Raw genomic sequence first — 17734 nt, 5'->3', positions numbered from 1 at the left:
CTGCGTGAAGCACGTGGGCGCGCAGCCGCAGACGATCCGGTTCAGGATGTGGCGGGGAAGTTCCACTTCTGGTTGGCCCCGCCGTTGCAGTCCCAGATCTCCAGGGCGGTGCCGTTGGCCGTGTTGAATCCGGGGACGTCGAGGCAGCGGCCCGAGGCGGGATTGACCAGGGTGCCGTTGCTCACGGTCCACTGCTGGTTCCCGCCGCCGTGGCAGGTCCACAGGTCCACCGGCGAACCGTTGGCGGTGGCGTTGCCGACGACGTCCAGGCACAGGCCGTTGACGGTGACCGCGCTGTTGCCGACCGTCCACTGCTGGGCGGACGAGGTGTTGCAGTCCCAGATGTCGACGACGGCGCCGGCCGTGGTCGCGTCGGTGTAGTCGTCCAGGCACTTGGCGGTGCTCAGCGCGGAGGTGACGTGACCGGTCGCCGTGCCGCCCGTGCTGCCGGAGCCGGGGGTGATGGAGAGGTTGTCGAACTGGTCGGTGCGGTAGCCCTGGATGCCGAGACCGGCCTGCCCTGACTGGAAGGAGGTGTCGGTGACCGAGCCGACCTGCGTGCCGTCGACCTTGGCGCTGATCGCCGAGCCCTGGAAGGTGAGGGCGAGGTTGTGCCAGGCGCCGGTGCCCAGCGCGGTGGTGGTGCCGGTGGCCAGAGTGTGGTTGGAGCCGTCGGTGTACATCTTCTCGATCCACCACTGGCCGGTGTCGCGGATGCGGAAGTAGTAGGCGTTCATGTGCGACTGGGGACGCAGTTGGGTGTTGGTGCGGCCGAGCAGTTCGGTGGTTCCGGCGCCGCGCAGCAGCACGTCGGAACTGACGGTGTAGTTCGACCAGGTGGTGTCGCCGATCAGGGCGTAGGAGTCGGAGTCGTCCTGCCACTCGATCGGTTTGACCGGCGCCATCTGCTGGACGCAGTTGCCGGAGCGGCCCATGCAGGGCTGGACCTCGAACGAGCCCTGCATGTCGGCCAGATACCGGGCCTCCGTGCCGGTGGCATCGTTGTCGAAGGTGTCGCTGTACGGCAGTGCGAGGGCGTGCGCGGCCGGCGCCGTCGCGGTGCCCCTGCCCTGGCCGGTGGTCGTGGACACGGTGTAGACGTAACCGGGCTGCAGCGTCAGGGAGTACGAGCCGCCGGACGGTGTGACGTCCTGCGTGTGCACGAAGGACGTCGCGGCGCTGGGGTTGTTCACGTCGGTCGCCCAGACGTGGACCTGGCCGGTGGACAGTCCGCCCTGCACGTGGATGTCGACCGTCTGGGAGGAGCCGGCGGTCGTGGTCTCCAGGACCGTGGAGTAGTCGCTGCCGTTGGGCGACTTCAGGCTCACATACGTGCCGTTGGACTCGCTGCCGCCGAGGTAGCCGGAGGCGGAGTCGATGAACTTCCAGCCCGGCTGGGTGAACTGGGTGACCTGCGCGGTGGCCCAGGTGCTGGCGCCGACGGTGTAGTTCCCCGACCAGGGCGAACCGGCCGTGGCCAGACCCACCGTGGAGTAGGGCAGGTTGGGGTAGATCGCGGCGAGCAGCGGCCAGTTGAGATAGGCGGTCATCTTCGCGTCGACATAGCCGCGGGTGATGGCGCGGATCAGCGCGGGGGCTCCGCTGTTCATGTCCTGGGAGCCGTTCTCGCTGTCCCACAGCGGCTTGCCGAGACTGCGTCCGGTCTGGGTGCTCTGGCAGGAGGTCGCGTCGCCGCCGTCACCGCCGTTGCAGGAGTAGTGGACCCCCACGATCGACACGGCGTTGTTGAAGGCGGAGTTGCTCGCCATGTCGTCCGCGACGCTCCAGCCGGAGTCGTCGCCGACGATCTGCACGCTGCCGTAGCCGGCGCTGTTCAGCGCCGTGCGCAGCTGGATGTACCAGTTCGCGTCGTGGCCGCGTTCGTTCCAGCCGCCGAGGTACTTGATCGTCAGTCCGTGCTGCTTGGCGCAGCCGAGCCAGGTGATGAGGTAGTCGATGGTGTCGGTGGACCAGAACCCGCCGTTGATCCAGCCGGGAGCGGCCCAGGCCAGTCCGTAGAGGCCGATGTTCGGGTTGCGCTTGACGGCCTGCTCGGCCAGCCAGAACTCGTAGCCGGCGTCGCAGTTGACGGTCCCGCGCGCGTGCTCGACGGACGGTTCGGAACCGTCGGTGGAGTTCGCGTCGCCGCCGATCTCCAGCTTCAGCATCTGCAGGTCGGCACCGTAGCCGGGTTTGAACAGGTAGTCCAGGATCTGTGACTGCTGGGTGGCCGGGTAGTCGCGCAGCAGACGGGAGTTGCCCCCGCCGCCGCTGATCGCGCCGATCCCGTCGAACGTCCGGCCGCTCTGTGTGCCGTCCAGTGTGACGGAGGTGGTCGCGGCCCGTGCCGGAGTGGCCGCGACCGCGAGTAACGCGGCGAGCAGCGCCAGAATCCACAAAGGTGTCAGTTGTGCCATGCGACGCATGGGCCATCCTTCGCCGTGGGGGTGGCGGCAGGGCCGGGGCTCACTCGACAACTGGGTCCAACGCCCCTGTACCGCCGGGAAGATGGTGCACAGTGTGCTGTCGTGTTTCTTTTGCGGTCAACCCTCGCGGTCAAAGAAACAACACTCAACAGACATCATCAGCAAAGGTACGCAGGTCACAGTTCACCGCGGGGCATGGAACCATCGGCGCCCCGATGGTCGGCAAGCCCTCCGGCCGCTGGTCGATTCCCCGCAGGGCACCACCTACAACACCGTGCAACTGGCCGTGTGGGACTGCAACGGCCGCGCCAACCAGCAGTGGACCCTCGGGTGAGGTGACTCGCGCCTCGTGAACGCCCTTGGGCAGACGGCGACCTGTCGCCGGCCACCGTCTACCCCCAGGTCAAGGCGAGGAAAAACCTGCGGGCGTGTCGTCCCATTCGCCTCGATGGTGCCTCCAGGCACACGATATCCCGCTGACACCGGCTCGCGCCGTCCCTACGCTGCGGTCCGTACCAGACCAATTCCCAAGGGGGGGAACCCAGATGACGATCCTGCCTGTCCCACGCCGCGCCGCGGCACTCACCGTGGCCCTGGCCGCGGCAGCGGCCGCCGCGCTGGCCGGTGCGGCGCCCGCCGGAGCCGCGGACCCGACCGATCCGGTCCTCACGATGCAGCAGCCGCAGACCCAGGCCGTCGCCACCGCCGCCGCGCAAGGGGCGGCCACCACGATCAACCCGAGCCTGATGTACACGATCAGCGGGACCAGCGTGAACACCCAGGCGACCATCACCATCGACGCCCGCCGGCTCGCCAAGATCGCCGACGTCACGTTCTCCGACAACTGCACGGTCCAGCAGTCCGTCGCCACCTGCAGCGAGTTCCTCTGGTGGGACGACGTATCGCCGAACTCCCGCTACGGCCTCACGACCCAGATGCAGGTCAGTGCCAAGGCGGGTGTCGCGGCCGGAGCCGCCGCCTCGTACACCGTCTCGGGGACTGCGGACCACGCCACCATCGTCGGGACCAGCGGTTCCGTCCAGATCGGCGGACCCGCCTTCGCCCAGACCGGGTTGACCGGCAGCACCGGCCTTGCGGTCGGTTCGACCGTCAGCGAGCCGCTGGAGTTCACCAACCGCGGCGACCGCCCGGCGGCCGCGGCGCAGGCGCTGCTCATGGCCTCGCCCGGGCTGACCTTCGCCGACCACTTCGCGAACTGCACGTACAGCTCGGTGCCGAACGACCGGCAGGCGGAGGAGGCTCTGTGCACCTTCCCCGGGCCGATCCAGATCGGTGAGCACGTCGCGCTGGCGACCCCGGTGCGGCTGAACGTCACCTCCACCGCCTACGCCACCTATCTCGACGCCCTCACCGCACCCAAGGGCGATCCGTCCATCGCGGCCCAGACGGCCGACCGCACCTGGACCAAGGGCACCGACACCAACCTGGGGCTGACGGTGCTGGACCCGGGGCAGGCCGGTACGGTTCCGGCGGGCAAGGTCTCGCTGGACTTCACCGACGGCAGCAGCGACTACGCTGTGGCCAGCCTTCGGGCGGTGAACACCGCGGACTTCTCGGTGACCGGCTCCAGCGCCCAGGCGGCTGTGGGCTCCACGGTCGAGATGGACTTCAGCATGCTCAACAACGGGCCTGCCACGATCTTCAACCGCGGTGGCGACGGCATCGGCGTCAGCGTCACGCCTCCGCCCGGCACCACCATCGTGGGCTCGTCGGCCAACTGCCAGCCCAGCCAGTCCGACAACCCTCAGGTGACCGCCCACGGCCCGTACGCCTGCAACGGGGGCTACCTCGTGCCGGCCGGTCAGGCCACGTCCTTCAGCCTGACACTCCGGGTGGACTCGGTCGTCGCCGGCGCCACCGGCACCGCCGCCATGGACTGGGGAGACCCGAGCTGGCGCCCCGACTACGACCAGAACGCGGCGGACGACAGCGCGACCCTGACCCTCAACTGACACCACCACGTACGGCACGCGAGGCCCCCGCCCGAGCACCGGGAACGGGGGTCTCGCCCTGCCGGGGGACGAACCGGCGGGGCCGGAACCGGGGTTGGACCCGGGCCCGGCCCCGCCGTGTGTGAGCGGATCAGCCGCTGTGCGCGGCGGTGACGAGCGCGGGCAGGAGCGCTGCCGCGTCCGGGGTGCCGAGCCCGGTGACCGGGTCCCATCCCTTGGTGGCCGGGTAACCGGTCACGTGCGGGTCCGAGGTGTTGTTGCCGGTCGTCACGTCGTGGAAGTCGGCCCCGTAGGTGGCGGGGTTGGCCGCGACCTTGTAGAGGGCGGCATTGATCGGGCCGAGCCCGCCCCCGTTGATCTGGTCCGCGATGGCGACCAGGCCGGCCCACTGCGGGCATGACAGCGACGTGCCGCCGATGTCGTACCAGCCGGTGCTGCACGGCGCGTTGCCGCACATCAGTCCGCCGTTGCCGTCCGGCGGCAGCGACAGGTAGACCAGGGCGCCGGTGGCCGAGCTGGCCTGCAGCGCGATGTCGGGCACACCGCGCATGCTGCCGATCGCGGTGCTGCCGGCGGGCAGCGTGCCCGCCTGGTAGGCGGGCTTGCCGAAGATGTGGCTGAAGCCGCCGCCGGAGAGCGTCCAGCCGACCTCCGCCTGACCCGCGTTGGCGGAGCAGACGGCGGGCTGGTCGGTGCTGTCGGTGACCCGGGCGCTGGTCGCGTGCGGGTCGGTGCACAGGTATGTGCCGCCCACGCCGGTCACCAGCGGGTCCGAGGCCGGCCACTCCACGGTCGGGTACGGGAACGCCGTGCCGCCCTTGCCCACCGGCGCCTTGGCGGTGTTGGCGCTGCCGCCGTCGCCCGACGATCCGAGGACGGTGACGCCGCCGGCCGCCGCGTCCTCGAACGCGTACCGCAGGTTCTGCAGGGCGTGCGGGCTGCCGAAAGCGTCCTCGGTGGACGCGAACGACTGGGAGATGACCGTGGCCAGGTGGTGCTTCACCACGTAGTCCTCGGCGGCCATCATCTGCGGCATCCCCTGGACGCCGAGTGTCTCGGCGGTGGGCGTGGCGACCAGCAGGATGTTCGCGCCGGGTGCCATGGCGTGGGCGGTCTCCACGTCGAGGGCGACCTCGAGCGCCCAGGCGCTCTTGTCCTCCTGGCCGGTGCCCTTGCCGGTCGAGGGCGGCGCCTTGGTGGCGGGCGAGCCCTGCAGGTGCAGCTCGCTGAACGTCGGCATGCCCGGCGCGCAGGTGACCGCCTCCTCACCGCACATCGGCGCGACGCCGAAGGCGCTGTCGAAGACGTGCAGGTCGTGGGCCATGGTGTCGCTGCCGTACGAGTCGACGATCGCGATGGTCTGGCCGCGGCCGTCCAGACCGGCGGCGTGGAGCGGACCGACGTCGTACGCCGCCCGGGTCGCCTGGGGGCTGAAACAGCGGCGTCCGGCCGAGGCGCACTGCGCGGCCGTCGGCGGCGTGGAACCGGTGGTGAGCTGGGTGAACTCCGCGACGGTCGGATGGACTTCGGGATAGGCCGCGGCCGTGCCCGGTGCGGAGAGGGTGCCCGCGGCCGCGAGCGCCAGCGCGCCCGCCCCCGCCAGGAACCACCCCTTGAAGGTGCGTGTCATGTGCGTGGTCCTCCTCGAGAAACCGTGAAGAGACACATCTGTCCGCCCCTGTAGTGGGGGGATGTGGGGCACGCACAGCGCGGACGGGCAGAGCGTAGTTGCCGCCCTCCCCGGCGACAATGGGTGGGAAGGATCTTCTCACCCTGCCCGGCGGACGGGCTGATCAGAGGGTGGGCGGTCGCGAAACCGGGGCGCCCGCCCATGGCGGGACGCCCCGGTTCGTGCCGCCGCGAGCCGTCAGTTCTGCTGCGGCGTCAGCACGCGCAGCGAGGCCGCGCTCGCGTACAGGTCGACCGGGCCGGTGTCCCCGGTGCGGATCTGGAGGTGGGTGCCCGCGGACGAGGGAACGGCGCCCTGGACGGTCAGCGTCTGCGGTGTCCCGGTGAGCTGGACGGTCTGACTGGACAGGTCCTGCTGACCGTTCCAGAAGTCCAGGTAGACCGTGCCGGTGCCCTCAAGGGTGACGGACGCCTGATAGCTCTGGCCGGCGGGCACCTGCGACACCGGGTCCACCCAGATCCAGGTGTTCGGAGCCGCCGAGGTCTCGGTCCAGCGCACCGCGCTCGCCCCCTCGGGGGTGGTCGCGGCGGCCACCGTGCCGGGAACCGAGCCCACGCCGTTCTGCACCGGGCCCTGCCACGCGAGCTGACCCGTGGGCGTGTCGCCGAGCAGGTTCGGCCCGGTGGGGGTGAGGATGATGGGCTTGCGCCCCGGCGGGAACTCCAGCGGACCGGCCGGGTAGGACGGCGGTGCGTCGGCCGCCGCCGCCGCCCAGGACGTGTCGGCCGTGGACGAGAGCGCGAAGCTCAGCCGCGTGGTGGCCGGCAGGCCGGCTGGGGCGTCGCTGCCGGTGAGCAGGGAGGCCGGAAGCCACGCCCGGGACCAGGACGTGCCGTTGACCGTGACACCGTGCACGTAGGTGGTGGTGGAAGCGCCGGGTGCGGACAACTGCAGCCGGTGGCCGGGCAGGTCGAACTCCGCCCGGGAGAAGATCGGTGCCCCCAGGGTGAGTACCGGTGTCCCCGGAGTGGGCGGGTACATCCCCAGGCTGCACCACACGAACCACGAACTCATCGACCCCAGGTCGTCGTTGCCGGGCTCGCCGCCGGGGGTGTCGGAGTAGACCGAGGTGAGCAGGCGGTGCACGATCTGCTCGCTCTTGTAGGGCGCGCCCGCGTAGGAGTAGATCCACGGGGTGCCGAACGCCGGTTCGTTGCCCGCCCATTCATAGGGCTGGTTGGGGCCGGCGTTGAGCTGCTGGAAGTAGGTGTCCAGCCGCTTGACGGCCGCGTCGTTCCCGCCCATCGCGGTGATCAGGCCCTGGATGTTCTGCGGGATCGACCAGGTGTACTGGGCGGCGTTGCCCTCCTGGAAGCCGGACTGGCCGAACGCGCCCATGCCGTCCGTCGTCGGGTCGAACTGCGGGAACTGGCCCTCTCCGTCGCGCGGTTGGATGTACCCCGTGGCGGTGTTGAAGATGTTGGTCCAGTTCTGGGACCGCTTGAGGAACGTCCGGTACGTGGAGTCCTCGCCCAGGGCCTTGGCGAGCTGGGCGATCCCGAAGTCCGCGGTCGCGTACTCGATGGTCTCCGAAGCGCCGTTGTTCGTCGGGGACAGGGAGCTCTGCGTGGTGTTGGGGACGTATCCCAGCGACTGGTAGGGGGCGAGCTGCGGCCGTTCGACGTACCAGCCCTGGCCCATCTCGGCGGGGGACGCCGGGATCTGTGTCGCGCCCTTCACCATGGCGGCGAGCGCGGCGTGGGCGTCGAAGTCCCGTGCGCCGAGGGCGTACGCCTCGGCCAGGATCGGGTCGGCGGCGTCGCCGTTCATGACGTCGGTGTAGTCGTTGGCGAAGCCCCACTTGGGCAGCCAGCCGCCCTGCGCCTGGTCGTTGAGCAGCGAGGTCATCATCTGGCTGGTCTGCTCCGGGGCGATCACGGCCAGCAGCGGGATCTCCGAGCGGTAGATGTCCCAGCCGGAGAAGTTGGCGTACTGCACGGCGCCGTGCGCGGTCCGGTGGACCTTGTCGTCGAAGCCGAGGTAGTCGCCGTCGGCGTCGGAGAAGATGCTGGGCTCCAGCATCGTGTGGTACAGCGCGGTGTAGAACTCCTGCCGCTGGGCGGCGGTCCCGCCTCCGATGCGGATGCGCGACAGCAGGCTGTTCCACTGCGCGGACGTGCGCCGGGCCACCGCGCCGACGCTCCAGCCGGGGTTCTCGTGCGCCAGGTTGGCGGTGGCGTTGTCCTGGCTCACGTAGGACAGGGCGAGCTTCATCGTGACCTGCTGCTGCGAGGTGGTGTCGAAGCTGACCCACGCACCCGACCCGAGTCCGTCGGTGCCCGCGACCTGGGTCCGCGACTGCGCGCCCTTGGCCTCGACCCCGCGCGGGGCCACCGGGGTCCCGGTGCCGGCCCCGGCCGGCTTGCCGTCGGCTCCCGCCGGCACCCGGACGCGTCCCGAGCCGTGCGCGGTCACCTTGGCGGTTCCGGGGGACTTCACGACCTCGTCCTGCCGGATCGACGCCGCCGAGGCCAGCAGGTCCACCGGCCCGGTGCCCGCGGTGCGCACCTGGAACTGGGGTGCGCCGATGGAGCCCGTCGGGATGGCGGTGTCCACCGTCAGCGTGACCGGCGTGGAGGTGAGGGTGACGGGCGTGCCGCCCACGTCCTGGCGGCCGTTGTAGAAGTTCAGGTAGACGTTCCCGGTGCCCTGGAGCGTGACGCTCGCCTGGTACGAGGCACCCTGGGTCAGGCCGCTGGGCGTCGTCTCGATCCAGGTGTTGGCGAGGGCGTTGCTCTGCTTCCAGGAGACCGCGCTGCTTCCGTCGGCCGCGGTCGCGGGGGCGATGGTCGCCGGGGTGCCGCCGCTCGCCACCTCGTGGTAGCTCCAGGGGAGGTCGCCGGTGGGCTGGGTGAAGACGTTGGGCCCCGCGGGCGCGGTGTGCCAGGTGCCGTAGGAGGAGAACGGCCGGGAGAAGGTGGCCACGAAGTGCACCGGGTAGGTGCCCGGCGAACCGCAGAACTGTCCCGCGGTCTCGGTGCCGGTCACCGTGCGGTCACCCACGACCTGGATGTTCGCCGCCTGGTTGCCGGACTGCGCCTCGCCCATCTTGAACAGCATGTTGGCGGCTGTCGTCGAGGGATAGGTGAAGCGGCCGATGCCGGTGCGCTCGGTGGCGGCCAGTTCGGCCTGCACCGCGGTGGGTGTGCCGGGGTCAAGCGTGACGCCGTAGGAGCCCGGCGAAGCGTGCTCGTGGGCGTGCTGGAACGCCGAGGTGGTGCTCGCCGGGTCGGCCTGCAGGGCGCCGACCGTCGGCAGGATCGGGAAGTCGCCGAAGGCGCCGCAGCCCGGCCCGGACATGTGGGTGAGGCTGAAGCCGGTGGTCGACGAGTCGTCGTAGTTGTAGCCGCCGCCGTCGGGGCGCGAGGGGGTGTCGGGGCTGAACGACACCATGCCGAAGGGCGCGGTCGCGCCCGGGTAGCTGTCCACCTGACCGACGGTGGCGCCGCCCGAGCCGGTGCCGATCAGCGGGTTCACCAGCGCCGCGGGGTCGCTGACCAGGGCGTCCCCCGGAGAGGTGCCCGGCGCGGAGAAGGGCGGGGAACCGGCCACCGCGGCTCCGGCGCTGCCGGTGGCGAACGTTCCGGCGGCCGCGACGGCGACCACCAGGGCTCGCAGGCGGCGGCGTTGTGGTTGCCTGTGACGAAGGGGCATGCGCAGGGCCTTCCGCTCTGACAACGTTATCGAGGAGGTACCGAGGAGGTTGTATCCCCGTGCGGTGCGCCCCCACAAGCCTCGTGCAGCCACCATTCATCTCAGCAGTCACCCATGTGAGCAGTTGAATTGAGGGGGCGTCACCCGACCCCAGGCTGCCGGTGCGGCCGCCGATGGCCGCACACGTCGATCACGCAGTGGCGTCGGTGCGCACGGGCGCCGGCGCCGTCCGCGATACTGCTCCGGTGAGTTCCCACCGCGTCCTGATCGTCGAGGACGACCACGGACTGCGCGCGATACTCGCCCGTGGCCTGCGTGAAGAGGACTTCGACGTCCTCACGGCCGCCGACGGCGCGAGCGCACTGAAAGCCGTACGGTCGCCCTCGCGCGTCCACGCGGTCGTGCTCGACATCGGCCTGCCGGACTCCGACGGACGGGACGTGTGCCACGCGATGCGAGCCGACGGGATCGACGTGCCGGTCGTCTTCCTGACCGCCCACAGCGCGCTGCCCGACCGGTTGTCGGGCTTCACGGCCGGTGGCGACGACTACCTCGCCAAGCCGTTCCACCTGGCCGAGCTGGCCGCCCGGCTCCGCGCGGCGCTGCGCCGGGCCGGGCGGGACGCGGCGGTCGCGGTCGCCGACGTGCGGCTCGACCCGGTGGCGCACGTGCTGGAGGTCAACGGGCGGACGGTACCCCTGACGCCCACCGAATTCCGGCTGATGGCCTGCGTCATGGCCACGCCGGGCACCGTGGTGCGGCGCAGGGCCCTCCTGCGGGCGGCCTGGCCCGAAGGCGCACACGTCAGCGACAACACGCTCGACCAGTACATGACCCGGCTGCGGCGCAAACTGCGCGAGGGCGGCAGCGCCGAGGCCATCAGCACCATACGCGGTGTCGGGTACCGCTTCGCATGAGAACGAAGTCCCTGGCAGGAGTGAGGCCCCGGACCCTCCGGGGCCGGCTGGCCCTGCTCGCCGTGGCCACCAGCGCGGTATGGGTGACAGCACTGACCGTCGCCGCCAATCTGGTGCTGGAGGCACAGCTGCGCGGCCAGGCCGACGGTCTGCTGCGCACCCGGTCGGCCGCGGTGGCGGCCACCTTGGAGGCCGGGTCCGACGGCCGGATCGTGGTGCACGAACCCGCCGACGACCAGGTGCTGGACGCGGGACTGTGGATCTACCAGGGCCGGGTCGCCGTCGAACGCCCGGGCGAGCCGCGGGTGCTGCAACGGCGGGCCGATCAACTGGCCGGGCGGTCCGAGGTGTTCGCCGACGCCTCCGAACCAGTCCCGCACCGCCTCTTCGCACTGCCGGTCACTGCCACGGCCGGCGGCCGTCAGGTGGGAACCGTGGTCGCTGCGGTCGCGCTGGACCCCTCCCGGTCCACCGAGAAGTCCGTGCTCCTCGGATCGACAGCCCTCGCGGCGGCGCTGCTGGGCGGGGTGTATCTCGTGGCCCGTGCGGGTGGCCAGCCGTGCGCTGCTCCCCGTCGGGGTGATGAGCGCCCAGGCCGCCGAGTGGAGTGAACTGGCCATCTCCCAGCGGTTCGGAACCAGGGAACGCCCGGAGGAACTGGCACGGCTGGCAGCCAACCTCGACGGCCTCCTCGACCGTCTTGCGGCCGTGATCCGTCACGAGCAGCAGCTGACCGCCGAACTCTCGCACGAGCTGCGCACGCCACTGGCCAGGATCACCGCCGAGGCCGAATGGCTGGGCGCGCGTCCGCGCAGCAGGGACGATCAGGCGGCGTCCTGCGAGGCCATCGCCGTGAGCGCGGCCGCCATGGCCCAAATCTGCGAGACCCTGCTGACCGACGCCCGGGCCGCGTCCGAGCGGGGCGGTTCGCCGGTACCCGGACGCTGCGACGTGACCGGAGTGGCTCGGGCCGTGGCCCTGCGGACGGCCGACGCCACGCCCGCGGCGGTCCCGGTCGTCGTCGCGGGGCCCGCGGTCGCGGCCGGAGTCCCGGCGGCCGTCGTCGAACGCATGCTCGTCCCCCTGCTGGACAACGCCTGCCGGTACGCCGCCCGGGAGGTCCGCGTCGAGTGCGTGAGCCGGCCGGGCGGCGCGGAGATCACGGTCGCCGACGACGGGCCGGGGGTCCCGCCGGGGATCGGTGCCGCCGTCTTCGAGGCGGGCCGGCGTGCCGACCCCTCGGACGGTCACGACGGCGCCGGACTCGGACTGGCTCTGGCGCGCCGCCTCGCCCGGAACGCCGGAGGCGACATCGTGCTGGCCGAGGCGCGCGGCGGGCCGGGCGGAGCGCGTTTCGTCGTCTCACTGCCGGCCGGCTGAACGGGCCCTGACGTCTCGTGACGGCGCCGGGTTGTCCAGGTGAGTCCGATTCTCGGGCCGGTGCCGGCGAGGCAGCAGTCGGTGAGCGAACCGCCGACCGCCGCCGGTTACCGGGTGCGCTCAGTGTGGTCGTCGTACTCTGCGCGGGCCGTGATGACGTCTTCGATGTGCAGCACGGACCACTCCGTGAGCGCCTTCAGCGGTTCCCGCAGCGTCTGGCCGAGCGCGGTCAGCTCATACTCCACGTGCGGCGGCACCTCCGGGTAGACGGTCCGGCTGACCAGCCCGTCGCGTTCGAGGGTGCGCAGCGTCTGGGTGAGCATCTTCTCGCTCACGCCGGCCAGCGCCTGGCGGAGCCGGCCGAACCGGGAGGTCCCGTTGCGGCCGAGTTCGCCCAGCACCAGGACCGCCCACTTGCTGCCGATCTGGTCGAGCAGGTCCCGCGACGGGCAGCCCCGCTCGTACGGATCGAATGACGGTATGGGCCCGGTCACGTTGTCGACAGCAGCCACAGGGCTCACCTCAATACTATCGGTCAGGTAAGTACCGTACCAAGAAGTGGCTACTCCCCAATAGAGAGTGTGCAGGTCATCCTGGGTTCCATCCCGCCGCGGACGGACTGCGGCGTGCGTGTCGGGCACGCGCGGAAGGAAGGAATGACCATCATGCCGATCGTCGTCACCGGAGCCACCGGCCAGCTGGGCAGGCTCACCGTCGAAGCACTGCTGCGGCGCGGGATCCCGGCCGCGGACATCATCGCGACCGGCCGGGACATCGCAAGGATCAAGGACCTGGCCGACCGGGGCATCACGGTACGCCGCGCCGACTTCGCGGACACCGAAGGCCTGGCCGAGGCATTCGCCGGGGCGGACAGGCTGCTGCTGATCTCGGCCTCGGTTCCCGTGGGCGAGCGGGTCGCCAACCACCGCCGCGTGATCGACGCCGCGGCGGCCGTAGGCGTGTCGCTGGTGGCGTACACGAGCACGACACACGCGGACACGGCCACCACCGTCATCGGCGCCACGCACGGCGAGACCGAGGAGTATCTGCGGGACCGCGGCATCCCCAGCGTGCTGCTGCGCAATGGCTGGTACTTGGAGAACTACACCAGCCAACTGCCGCACATCCTGCGGAACGGCACCGTCGTCGGCGCCGCAGGCGAGGGGCGGATCAGCGCCGCGTCCCGCGCCGACTACGCCGACGCCGCGGCGGTCGTCCTCACCGCTGAAGGCCACGCCGGCGCCGTGTACGAGCTCGGCGGCGACGAATCCTTCACCCTGAGTGAGCTCGCCGCCGCGATCACCGCTGCGGCCGGGAATCCCGTCACCTACGCTGACCTCCCAGAGGCCGACTTCGCCCGGGTACTGGTCACCGCGGGCCTGCCCACCGAACTGGCGGAGGTCCTCGCCGACGCCGACCGCGGCATGAGCCGCGGTGAGATGTACACCGACTCCGGCGACTTGCGCCGCCTGATCGGCCGTCGGCCCGTGACCCTGGCCGAGGCACTGGCGGTCGCCGCCCTACCTCACTGAGGTTGAACTCGTGACGTGGCCGGGGTTCGCTGGTAGGTCTGGTCGTCAGGCCGGTCTGGGCGATGCAGCCGTCTGCGAGTTCGCTGCGGTACCGGATGTTCCCCAGGCCGCGCCGGGTGCGCTGGACGAGCTGTTCGGAGGTGAACCTGCGGATCCCGCCGGCCCGGCTGGATCCGCAGGCATGCGGGTTTCAGGCGTCCTGGGGCTTCCCGGCGGAGGTCATCGATCGCCATCTTGGTCAGGAGCTTCCGACGGGAGGCCCCCGGTCTGCTCACGCTCGGCGAACCGGCCCAACTGCCCTGCGGCGATGACCCCCAGCAGCACGGTCACCGGCCCCTGGCCCCACCCCAGCCCGCCGTGGGCGAGGGGCGTCGCCAGCCACTGCGCGAAGGAGACTCCCAGCGAGCGGACCGTCAGCCAGGCCGCCCAGACACAGGCCACCGCTTTGGTGCCGGCCAGCCACTGTGCCGCCGAGCAGCCGACGACCAGAACGGCGAACAGGGCCTGGGACAAGGCGTGCCCCATGGGCAGCGAACCCGCCGTCAACCGGACTGCCGCGGCACCGGCCGCACAGGTCGCCAGCACAGCCGCCCAGTACAGCGTCTCCAGACCCCGTTCCGCGCGTCCCGTCGGTGGCGTGAATGGCGGCGTGACCGTCCCGAGGAGCCGGGAAGCCACGGCCGCCGCCGAGACGACCGCGACAGCGACGCCGATCCACACGACGACGTTCCCCGAAGCGTCCCGTCCGGCGAGGCCGGCCAGCGCCCCCGTCACTCCCGTTGCCGCGACGGTGGCCCAGTAGACCCAGACCCGGTACCGGTCCGAGCGGAACTGCGCCGTCAACGCGACGGCGAGGACACCTGCCGAGGCCGCCGCCGCGACCGGGCGTCCGACGGCATGCGACAGGGCCGTGGCGGCACACGCTGCCGTCCCGGCGATCAGCGCCTGCGTCAGCCAGAAGCCGCCTGTGGTCTCCGGTGTCTTGCCGGTGGCCGTGGACGTCGGGCGGCTGGGCAGCGTGCGGTCGACGGCGACGGGTTCTTCCCGTTGCCGCATCCTCACCGCTGCCGCGTCGTCGCGCTTGTGCATCGGCACAGCCCTCCCTGGGGCGTGCTCCCCGGTCACGTGCCGCTCGGTGGACGCGGGCGGCTGGTGGTGTCTACAGCTCTGTAGACGGTTGAGGCCGCCTCCGCGTTCCCGCGGACGGGTGTGATCGACCGCGCATGCCGCCACGGCTCCGGATCGCTTGTGGACCGGCCCGGGTCCGAGCCAGCTACTACATGGTGTAGAACTTCACTCGTGGTCACACCGCGGCCCACGCGCTCTGGCGCGGCTCAAGGACCGCGCGGAATGCTGAGCTCTGGACCACAGCAAGCAGGGGCACGAGGACTGCCGGTGTGGGCAGAGGGGGACTGATCGATGACGTCAGGTCCTATGGCCGTTGCGGGAGCACTGGATCCGCAGGCGATGCTGGGGAGATTCGGCGCCTGGGCCGTGTTGCTGGTGGTCTTCGCCGAAACGGGGATCCCGGCGCTGGGCGTTCTTCTGCCTGGTGACACGCTGCTCCTTCCGGCCGGGCTGGCCTGCTCGGTCAGCACCCTGGGCACCACCCGGTTGTCCCTCTCCCTGGTCATGGCGTGCGCGGGGGTCGGTTCACTCGCCGGCGCCCAGACCGGCTTCTGGATGGGGCGGCGCGGCCGCAGGTCCCAGCGGCTGCGCCGGATGAGCCGCAGGAGCCAGGCGCGCTTACGGCGCGCCGAGGCCCTGTTCGCGCGGTACGGGCAGCGGCGAGCGCTGGTGCTGGGGCGATTCATCCCCGTCGTGCGCACCCTGGTCCACCCCGCTGCCGGGCTGCTGGGCATGCCGACGGGCACGTTCACCCTGTGGCAGGCCATGGCCGGACTGGTCTGGTCGCAGTCGCTCGTGCTGGCCGGGTACGTCCTGGGCGTCGGCGGGCGGCAGGGGTCGGGATATCTGACCCCCGCCATCGCCGGGGTCGTGGCCGTCGGACTCCTGCCCGTCGTGCTCGAGTGGCGCCGCGGCCGCCGGGCCGGTCGCGGCGCGGCGCGCGACCCGGACGCGTCGCGATACCTGTCACCACGCCCGGCACCGGCGACGGCAGGCGGCCGGGGAGACGAGAAGGAGAACAACGAGGCCCGCAGATGATCACGTTGGCACCGGCACGGGCACCGGCACCGGCACCGGTGAACTCAGCCTGAATGCAGGGCAGTCGGCTGCGCCCGGACGGCAGACTCCGGCGAAGGTCGCGTCACATCCGGACGACGAGCCCTGCAAGACGGTCCAGCGCCATCCGGGTCCCGGCCTCGTTGTCCGCGGCCGGGACGGCGTCGGGGATGCCCTCGTGGAGGATGGCGACCTCGGTGCCGCCGCCGGCCGCGGTCAGCGTGGTGGTCATCGTCATCGGGGCCGCGACGTCCGGGTCGTCGCTCTCGAACCGCAGGCGTTCGACGACCTTCGCGTCCTCGACGAGTTCCACGAAGTGCCCGTGGTAGGTGTCGGTGCGGCCGGCGGTCTTCCCCGACCGGTCGGGGGCGTCGTAGGTCAGGGAGACCCGGAACGCGCCACCGACGCGGGGCTCGAACTCGTGCACCCGGCAGGTCATCCCGTCCGGCACGCGCCAGGCGGCCACCGCCTCGGGGTCGAGCAGGGCCCGGTACACCCGGGACGGCGGGGCATCCATGTGGCGCGTCATCCTCGTCGCATACACGCCTCGCACTCTACGACCGCTGCCCGGGTCTGTCCCGGAGCCGGGCGGACCGGACCGCATCCAGTCGCCACCAAGGTCGGCGCCATGCCCAGGGACAAGCAGACCGCGCCACCCAGGCCTCTCGCGCCCGGCGACGTGGTGGCCGCCCATTCCCCCGACCTCGGGGAGTGGACGGCCGCCCAGATCACCGGTCTCGACGTCCCGTCACAGACCGCGTCCGTGCTGGAGTTGGACTGGTCCGGCCCCGAGCCCACCTCCGTGGACGACCTCGGGGACGTCGCGCCGCTGCGGCTCACCCACCACGCGTGGAACGGGACGCTGTCCTTCTGCAACCAGGAGTGGATCCTGCCGCGCAGCCACAAGGTCGTCGGCGCGCTGCCCCTGCTCCACGCAGCACCGGCGACCCATTGGGCCTCCGGATGGCACCCCGGCGCGCAACTCGCCCGGCAGCGGCGATGGGACAGCGGTCTGCGCGACGAGCCGGCCCCGGCCTGGAAGGCGGAGTACACCGGAGCGGCGGTCGACGCCCTCCTCGGCCGACCCGCGGCACCGCGAGCCGAGGTCGCGCAGTTGACGATCAGGGACATCGACTCCCTCGACTGCGCTCGGCTCGTCGACCGCTTCCCCGCGGTGACCCGGCTCCACCTGCACGGACGCCTCGGTCTTCTCAGTGCCGCCGGTGAGCTGAACAGGCTGAGCCGCCTGCGGGGGATCGGCATCGCCGACCTGTTCGGGATGACCGCCGAGGACGTTCTGCGGCCGTCGCGCGTGCCCGAGGTGGAGTCCGTGGATCTCTACGGCATCCCCGCCGCGTACGCCTCGGCCATGCGCCGCGCCTGGCGACCCGAGATCCCGGCCGGTACGTATGTGTCCGTACGCCGGGCCCGCAGGCGCGAGTGGGTCGAGGCGAACCGGGACAACCCGTTGCGCGACTGGAACGGCCGCGAACAGATCAGCCCCGCCGTCTACAAGAGGGCCGTCGCCCAGTACAGGACGACCCGTGCGGCGATCCTTCAGGCGCTCGCCGAACCCGCGGAGGCGGAGGGAGCGGCACGCATGGAGGAGCTCGGACGGGCCTACGGCGAGGCGTTCAACGAACTCGACCACCGCACGGGCTTCATCGAGACCGTCGAGCGCGAGGAGCTCTTCGACGTCCTCGGACAGATCGTGACAGAGGCCGAAGCTGTCCTCGGCCCCGGACTCCAGGACGCGCGCGACGGGCTCTTCGCCGGAGTGGACTCCGTCCGGGACTGGTGACGGCCGTGCCGCCTTCCGCCCGCCCGGGGTGAGGAGCGTCGCTCCGGGATTCTGGAAACTTGCGAAGGTTTCACTCCGGGACCGTAGGGACGCCGCCCCGACGTCGTCAAGAGCCCGGCGCGGCCGGCCCGAACCGGATTAATTCCGCGGCCGGTTGACGGAATAGCGGCCGGGGAA

The 17734-nt window shown here is 71.5% G+C and carries 13 protein-coding genes; 7 read left to right on the top strand and 6 right to left on the bottom strand.

Annotation, left to right across the window (positions count from 1 at the left end; all coding sequences use genetic code 11):
* Positions 1-41 precede the first annotated feature (41 nt).
* Positions 42-2426 carry an RICIN domain-containing protein gene (locus tag K7862_RS01355; RefSeq protein WP_222959549.1) on the bottom strand — a complete coding sequence of 795 codons (2385 nt, stop codon included), beginning with the start codon at positions 2424-2426 and terminating at the stop codon, positions 42-44.
* 545 nt (positions 2427-2971) lie between these two features.
* Between K7862_RS01355 and K7862_RS01350 the strand changes: the two genes are divergently transcribed.
* Positions 2972-4399, top strand: coding sequence for a hypothetical protein (locus K7862_RS01350; protein WP_222959548.1), 1428 nt, complete (start codon positions 2972-2974; stop codon positions 4397-4399).
* A 130-nt stretch (positions 4400-4529) separates the two neighbouring features.
* Here the strand turns inward: K7862_RS01350 and K7862_RS01345 are convergent, their stop codons facing one another.
* Both K7862_RS01345 and K7862_RS01340 read right to left on the bottom strand, forming a co-directional pair.
* A complete protein-coding gene (locus K7862_RS01345; protein WP_222959547.1) occupies positions 4530-6029 on the bottom strand; it encodes a S53 family peptidase in 1500 nt (499 codons plus the stop codon).
* A gap of 237 nt (positions 6030-6266) precedes the next feature.
* Entirely contained in the window at positions 6267-9743 is a 3477-nt protein-coding gene (locus tag K7862_RS01340) for a GH92 family glycosyl hydrolase (RefSeq protein ID WP_222959546.1), read from the bottom strand.
* A 245-nt stretch (positions 9744-9988) separates the two neighbouring features.
* Here K7862_RS01340 and K7862_RS01335 point away from each other — a divergent pair, with 245 nt between their 5' ends.
* From K7862_RS01335 to K7862_RS37215, 3 genes are read left to right on the top strand one after another with little or no spacing between them, the layout of a single operon-like run.
* A complete protein-coding gene (locus K7862_RS01335) occupies positions 9989-10660 on the top strand; it encodes a response regulator transcription factor (protein ID WP_308011784.1) in 672 nt (223 codons plus the stop codon).
* Positions 10657-11271, top strand: a complete 615-nt coding sequence (locus K7862_RS37220; RefSeq protein ID WP_262412463.1) for a hypothetical protein — start codon at positions 10657-10659, stop codon at positions 11269-11271. The genes K7862_RS01335 and K7862_RS37220 overlap by 4 nt, the downstream gene beginning before the upstream one ends.
* Entirely contained in the window at positions 11243-12040 is a 798-nt protein-coding gene (locus tag K7862_RS37215; RefSeq protein WP_262412462.1) for a sensor histidine kinase, read from the top strand. Before K7862_RS37220 ends, K7862_RS37215 begins: the two co-directional genes overlap by 29 nt.
* Before the next feature lie 107 nt (positions 12041-12147).
* Here K7862_RS37215 and K7862_RS01325 read toward each other — a convergent pair whose 3' ends face one another.
* The gene (locus K7862_RS01325; RefSeq protein WP_222959544.1) at positions 12148-12552 is read right to left on the bottom strand and encodes a winged helix-turn-helix transcriptional regulator; all 405 of its coding nucleotides are present in this window, start codon (positions 12550-12552) and stop codon (positions 12148-12150) included.
* Positions 12553-12696: 144 nt separating this feature from the next.
* Here K7862_RS01325 and K7862_RS01320 point away from each other — a divergent pair, with 144 nt between their 5' ends.
* Positions 12697-13572 carry an SDR family oxidoreductase gene (locus tag K7862_RS01320; RefSeq protein ID WP_222959543.1) on the top strand — a complete coding sequence of 292 codons (876 nt, stop codon included), beginning with the start codon at positions 12697-12699 and terminating at the stop codon, positions 13570-13572.
* A 219-nt stretch (positions 13573-13791) separates the two neighbouring features.
* Here K7862_RS01320 and K7862_RS01315 read toward each other — a convergent pair whose 3' ends face one another.
* Positions 13792-14661: a hypothetical protein gene (locus tag K7862_RS01315; RefSeq protein WP_222959542.1), complete on the bottom strand. Its 870-nt coding sequence runs from the start codon at positions 14659-14661 to the stop codon at positions 13792-13794.
* A 330-nt stretch (positions 14662-14991) separates the two neighbouring features.
* Here K7862_RS01315 and K7862_RS01310 point away from each other — a divergent pair, with 330 nt between their 5' ends.
* Positions 14992-15738 (top strand): DedA family protein, encoded by a 747-nt coding sequence (locus K7862_RS01310; RefSeq protein ID WP_262412461.1) that lies wholly within the window; start codon positions 14992-14994, stop codon positions 15736-15738.
* Between the two features lie 103 nt (positions 15739-15841).
* On the opposite strand, the gene K7862_RS01305 is transcribed toward K7862_RS01310, so the two are convergent.
* Positions 15842-16300 (bottom strand): SRPBCC domain-containing protein, encoded by a 459-nt coding sequence (locus K7862_RS01305; protein ID WP_222959541.1) that lies wholly within the window; start codon positions 16298-16300, stop codon positions 15842-15844.
* Positions 16301-16384: 84 nt separating this feature from the next.
* Here K7862_RS01305 and K7862_RS01300 point away from each other — a divergent pair, with 84 nt between their 5' ends.
* Positions 16385-17557, top strand: coding sequence for a hypothetical protein (locus tag K7862_RS01300; RefSeq protein ID WP_222959540.1), 1173 nt, complete (start codon positions 16385-16387; stop codon positions 17555-17557).
* Positions 17558-17734 lie beyond the last annotated feature (177 nt).

Source organism: Actinacidiphila acidipaludis (assembly GCF_019890725.1).
In the GTDB taxonomy this organism is placed as follows: Bacteria; Actinomycetota; Actinomycetes; order Streptomycetales; family Streptomycetaceae; genus Actinacidiphila; species Actinacidiphila acidipaludis.
Note: the sequence above shows the minus strand (reverse complement) of the source record. Positions and strands in the feature narration are given on the sequence as shown.